The sequence below is a fragment of the Atribacterota bacterium genome, assembly GCA_028703475.1.
GTDB lineage: Bacteria > Atribacterota > Phoenicimicrobiia > Phoenicimicrobiales > Stramentimicrobiaceae > JAQVMU01.
In genome coordinates this window covers 20,706-26,136 of the sequence record JAQVMU010000017.1, presented here as the reverse complement: position 1 = coordinate 26,136, position 5,431 = coordinate 20,706, and the positions used below count along the sequence as shown (strand labels likewise).

Below are 5,431 nucleotides of genomic sequence, written 5' to 3'. Positions count from 1 at the left end.
TATTGCCCTCATTTCTCTGGTTATATCTGAAATCATAATAAGGTCATGAATTCTCCCGGCTATTTCATCAGCTAAAACTACTGCTTTAACTAATCCAATTTTGTGTTCACCGGTGCTGGTAATAAAATCTAATTCATAAGGCTGAACATTTTCCCCCGCCATTCTCCTGTGAAAATTATTTAAAACCTTCCTTTGATTCTGTTTATCAAAAAAAAGTAATTCATCCAGTTTCTTGCCAATAATCTGCTTATTGCTGTATCCCAACCATTCCCACATGCGGCCATTAACTTCAATCACTATGCCCTTTTGATTTAATAGCACAATCGCATCCGGAGATAATTCAAATATAGTCCGGTATTTCTTTTCGCTGTTAGCTATAATCTTTTCGTCTTTTTTTCTCCTGCTTATATCCCGGGCAACTGAAACAACTCTTTTTATCCCGCTAAAAGTAATAATTGTTGAACTTATTTCTACGGGAATTTTCTTACCATCTTTAGTCTGGTGGGCAGCCTCAAAAGTGATAAAGCCTTTCTTTTGAAATTCTTCCATAATTGCTGGTATATTTTCTTGGCTTTCTTTGTCATCAAGATCAGCTGGTGACATGGAAAAAAATTCTTCTAAACTATACCCCATACGTTCACGGGCTACTTTGTTTACTGCAATAAATTTTCCAGGCATTCCATCTGAGGTAAGCTCATGCACAAAAATAGCATCATTGATATTTTCGAATATCGCCTGATATTTTTCCAATAAAATTAATTTGTCTTTTTTGATATCTGCATCTTCATAGTGTCCTGTATGTTTACTATTTAATATTTTGTCCATAGCTAGTCTCCTTGTTTAATGCTTTATTATATCAACATACTTTCTATTTCATAATTTTTATCTTGTCATTTTAGATTAGACAGACCCTTTTTTATGCTGTTGTTTTTCCTTATACATTCTTTTGTCTACCAGTTCAATCAACTCGTCAATCTCTTTTCCTTCCTCAAAACATCCCTTGTGGTATTCAACAATACCATGGCTGACATGCATAGGATATTTGCACTTCTGTGAGCGATTCATTTTTTGAAAGTCAGTCAAAATGCGCTGCCAGATCCCTTCTGCTGCTTCTTCAGAACTATCAGGAAAAATAACAAGGAATTCATCACCACCCATGCGACAAAAAATGTCTGATTCCCGGATATTATTCTTAATAACCAGGGCTACCTTTTTTAATAATTTATCACCTTCCTGGTGGCCATGCTCATCATTAACTTTCTTTAGTCCATCTAAATCTAAAAAGCAAATACTCAAAAGTGAATTTCTTCTTTTTGTAATCTTTATTTCTTTTCCCAGTAACTCCATACCCATTCTGCGGTTATAAACTCCAGTCAGTATATCTGTAGTGGCAAAATGGGATAATTGTTCTTCTTTTTTCTTTCTCTCACTAATATCACGAAAAATAAGTACTATGCCTGTTTTTAATTTGTTTCTATCAATAAGAGATAATCGAAAATCTATGGAAATAGCTGTTTTTTTGTTCAACAGCAGGTCAAAATCTTCACCCTGATAATTGCCAACCTTAAATAACTTTTTCCTGATAGAGTCTATATTATTTCCATCTTTATCTTTAAGTTTAAAAATTTCCCAAAAGTTTTTCTTTATAACCTGTTCTTCTTCTTTCATTAACAGACTTAGCGCTGCCTTATTAACGAGATTAATCTCAAAATCGCCATCTGCAGAAATAACAGCATCGGCAATACCTGTGAGGGTTACCCGAAAACGTTCTTTTTCTACTTCTATTTCCTTATTTTTTTTGACCATCTGTCGTTGTAAATTTACCAGTTCATTATTCAACTCACTGTATTGCTGATAAAATTCGTCCTGTCTTTTTTCATCTTTAGTGGTTAATGTTATCTGCTTTTTCCTGTAATAGTTATGCAATAACTTTTGCCAGACTTTTATATCTATTTTTGCCTCTTCAGGTAATAACTTATTAAGCCCGGTAAAAGGATGCTGGACTATAATCAATGCCCTGTCTTTCTCAAGCTGTATTCCTGAAAATAGAGCTAAAATATTATTGTTTTTCCCCTGTAAACAGAATTCCCAGCCGATTTCAATCTTCTTATTTTTTATACTTAGAAGAAAATTCATAATATTTTGGAAATAAGCCGGGATAACCATTGTACTTAGCATGCTACCTACCAATTTACCTGTAGCGCTGTCTTCCATGCCGATTATTTGCTGTATCCGACCTTCTTTATCAACAATTATCAGATAATCATCTTGTAAAATATTATTATGCATTATCCCCAACCTTATTTTTTACTAGCTGATTTGCTTTATTTACAGCTTCCTGACCCTGCCTGGCTGTCCCATCGGCCCCTACTTTTCGCCATAACTGATCATCAATATTAAAGGGATAGCCACCAACCATAATTTTTATCTTATCAGATTCAACTTGTTTTCGGAGATCTATTATTAACTTTTCTAACTGATGAAGATGATATGTAATAGTTACCGATACTGCTAATAAGTCGACCTGTTTTTCCAAAACTGTTTTAATTAAACTATCATTAGGAGTATTCGCTCCCAGGTGATATGTGCTCCAATTGTCCATTTCCAAAAAATCAGCAACCATACGAATTCCTATTTCATGAAGCTCATTGCCGATACAGGCAGTGATGCAGGTATATCTATTGTCCCCTCCGGGGTTAAGAAAAAAAGGGTAAAGTTGAGCTATTAAAGACTGGGTTGCAGCAGTACAATAATGTTCCTGGGCAACACTTATTCGCCCTAATTGCCAGAGGCGTCCTATCTCTTTTTGTACCGGCTCAAAGACATTCAGATAAATATCTTTAACCGGGATTCCCTCTTTTTGGACCTTCTCTAAAATCAGAGAATTAAATATTAAGCGGTTACCCTTTAATAGATTTTCCATATATCTAACACATAATTCATAATATTGATTTTTTGGATTCAGGAAACTGTTCAGCTCACTTTCATCTTTAATAAATATTGCTTTTCCTTTCTCTAAAAAATCTCTTATCTTTGAAAGGAAGACACCTGTTTCTATCTCCTCTGTGAGAACTTCCTTTATAATTTCAAAATTATCCGCTAATTGTGATAGAGGAATATGAAGGCCTAAAAAAAGATGTTTTAGCCAGCGTGTATATTCTAAAAAAAGTATTTCCGAATCCAGCGCAACTGCTTCGGCAAGGTAAGAGAGGTGATAAACAATATCCTGATGACATTTCTGTATATCAATCTTTTTATATTGACTTTTTAATTCAGGAGATCGGCCTATCTGTTTTTCCAGTATTTTTTCTGCTAATGCACTTTTTTTATTCAATATAATCTCCCGGATATTTCCCTCTGTCTTTTTATCTGTGTTCATCCAGATTAAACCTACCTCTTCTTAAGATTTTTAATAAAAATAAATCTATAAACATCTTTATAATATAGCAATAAATAATAGTCAAGAACTAAAATAATTTACAAAATGGACAATTCTAATCCTTGAAGAGCATAATCAGCTGCTCTTGCCGGCAAACTTTAATACAGGCTTCCACAACCATGGAATCATAAAGAATACCTTTATTTTTTAACAACTCTTCTTCTGCAGCTTGAGCACCTAAGGCAGGTCTATAAGGACGATGAGAGGCCATTGCTTCATAAACATCTGCTGCACAGATGATTCGGGCTTCAATCATGATATTGTCTCCTTTTAAACCGCCAGGATAACCTGAACCATCTATTTTTTCATGATGCTGATAAACAATATCAGCAATGGGATAAGTGAAGGAGATATCTTTGAGTATTTCATATCCTAATTTGGGATGATTCTTAACCAGGTTATATTCAATCTCATTTAAACGACTGGGTTTATTTAAAATTTCCGAAGGTATACTGATTTTTCCAATATCATGAACCAGGGAAGCAATTCTGATAGCCTCAATTATATCATCATTTAACCCCATTTCCCGGGCAATATTAGTGGCAATCCTGGCTACGCCTTCCTGATGGCCGGCAGTGTAAGGGTCACGGGTTTCTACAATTCTCGTCATAGCCAGAATTATGTCATTTTTAGTCTTTTCCAGCTGGCAGTAATTTTGGTAATTATGAATGGCAATAGAAATACCATGTACAAAGCTTTCAATCTTTTCTATGCTCTCTTTATTAAAATTATTGGCTTTCTTGCTTACCAGGCGCAAAGTACCTAAAACTATTCCTTCAAAACTAAAAGGGACCATTATACAAGAACGTATCCACTCTATTCCCTGAACTTCATTCCAACGGGAATCCTTGGAAGTATCAGAAATCAGAATAGGTTGTCTGGTAATTATTGCCTCTTTTTCAAGGAGAAAATCATCAATATTCTCCTGTAAGTTCCAGACAATATTTTGACAATAATCATTTTCATAGCCCTGGATAGTAATAACCTTTAATCGATTATCATCCAGCAAAGCAATGTCGGAACCATTATTTGGTAAAATTTTGGAAATAAACTGTAGTGCCTGATTTAATTTTGCAGAACAATCTTTTTCAGAAATTAGATTTAAGGCCATCTGCTGTTCCATGTTAATCAGGCTGCTCTGTTCCCTTTCCATATACAGAAGCATTTCCCTCTCTTTTTCCTTTATTTTTTGTTCGGTAATATCAGTCAAAGAAGACACAACCCCCTGAAAACGACCTTTTTCGTCCAGTATAGGTGCAGCATTAATAGAGAGAAAGACCATTCTGCCATCCGGCCATTTAATAGCATGTTCAATTCCATAAAATGATTTATGATGCTTTTTTACCTGATTAAAAGGCAGTTTATTTTCTGGAAATAAATTCCCGTCCAGGTCTGTTATCTGCCATTTAACATCATTGTATGTTCTTTTTGTAAGTTCATCTTTGGTTAAACCCAAAATCTTTTCTGCTAAATTATTGGCATAGGTAATTTTACCATCTTTATCTACAAAGGTAATTCCTACCGGGCTTGTGTTAAGTAATAATTGGTTGATTAGTACCTGGTTACCCAAATCCTGCTCTGATTTTTTTTGTTCTGTTATATTAATTCCAACCCCAATTAGGTATTGGTATTCATTATTATTGTTATAAACCGGTTGCCCATACCAATGAACCCACAATTCCCGGCCATCTTTAGTCAAAATGATATTTTCATTATGAGTAGGGGAACCGTTTTGCTGCAAACTCATAAATATCTTTTTTAGCATACTATGCTGTTCATGAGGAACGAATTGTTGAAAATAATCTTTGTTTAATACTTCATGTCTCGAGTAACCCAAAGCATTCAGCATTGTTTGATTTATAAAACGGGTCTTACTATCCGGATCGATGGCTACAAAAAATACCGGGGCTTTATCAATTAAACTGTATTGAAAAGTTTTTTCCATTATGCAGTTCCTCTTTCAACATCAGTTATTCTTTCTATTTGTCTATA

Annotated in this window: 4 protein-coding genes; all 4 read right to left on the bottom strand. The window is 34.5% G+C overall.

All coding sequences use genetic code 11. The features are described 5' to 3' along the window. Positions 1-825: PAS domain S-box protein (locus PHQ99_03525; GenBank protein ID MDD4288648.1), on the bottom strand; the 825-nt coding region annotated here is incomplete at its 3' end. Positions 826-900: 75 nt separating this feature from the next. After that, the gene (locus tag PHQ99_03520) at positions 901-2,289 is read right to left on the bottom strand and encodes a diguanylate cyclase (protein ID MDD4288647.1); all 1,389 of its coding nucleotides are present in this window, start codon (positions 2,287-2,289) and stop codon (positions 901-903) included. Next, positions 2,282-3,334, bottom strand: a complete 1,053-nt coding sequence (locus tag PHQ99_03515; GenBank protein MDD4288646.1) for a cobalamin-dependent protein — start codon at positions 3,332-3,334, stop codon at positions 2,282-2,284. Before PHQ99_03515 ends, PHQ99_03520 begins: the two co-directional genes overlap by 8 nt. A gap of 160 nt (positions 3,335-3,494) precedes the next feature. Continuing rightward, complete coding sequence (locus PHQ99_03510) at positions 3,495-5,384, bottom strand: PAS domain S-box protein (protein MDD4288645.1); 1,890 nt, start codon at positions 5,382-5,384, stop codon at positions 3,495-3,497. Positions 5,385-5,431 lie beyond the last annotated feature (47 nt).

Coding starts and splice junctions, on each gene's coding strand:
- PHQ99_03510 (MDD4288645.1), bottom strand. CDS start 5,384: ATGGAAAAAACTTTTCAATACAGTTTAATTGATAAAGCCCCGGTATTT.
- PHQ99_03520 (MDD4288647.1), bottom strand. CDS start 2,289: ATGCATAATAATATTTTACAAGATGATTATCTGATAATTGTTGATAAA.